Origin of the sequence: Paraburkholderia sp. SIMBA_053, from assembly GCF_046534895.1 — a bacterium.
GTDB classification, from domain to species: domain Bacteria; phylum Pseudomonadota; class Gammaproteobacteria; order Burkholderiales; family Burkholderiaceae; genus Paraburkholderia; species Paraburkholderia caledonica.
The window spans coordinates 1-246 of the sequence record NZ_JAWRXU010001392.1 but is presented as its reverse complement, the minus strand read 5'-3'; the positions used below and the strand labels follow the sequence as shown (position 1 = coordinate 246).

The 246-nt window shown below is 70.3% G+C and carries 1 protein-coding gene; it reads right to left on the bottom strand.

Features of this window, described 5'->3' with window-relative positions:
- Nucleotides 1-246 (bottom strand): sigma 54-interacting transcriptional regulator (locus SB753_RS40170; RefSeq protein ID WP_410805565.1); only part of this gene is annotated, 246 nt, incomplete at both ends.

Genomic DNA, 246 nt, shown 5'->3' with positions numbered 1-246 from the left:
CGCGTCGAGCCGTCGTGGACCGCGCGCGCGGGCAGTTCCTTGCCCGTGCCCGATTCGCCCGCGATGAACACGGGCGCGTCCGTCTGCGCGCACTTGTCGATGCGGCGATACAGCTTTTGCATCGGCTCGCAATGGCCGACCATGCCGTGCGCGCCGAGCGACGGCTGCGGCCGGAAGCTCGCGCGGCGCAGATTCGACAGGCCGTGCGCGTGACCGAGCGCGAAGATCAGCCGGTCGTTCATGCAC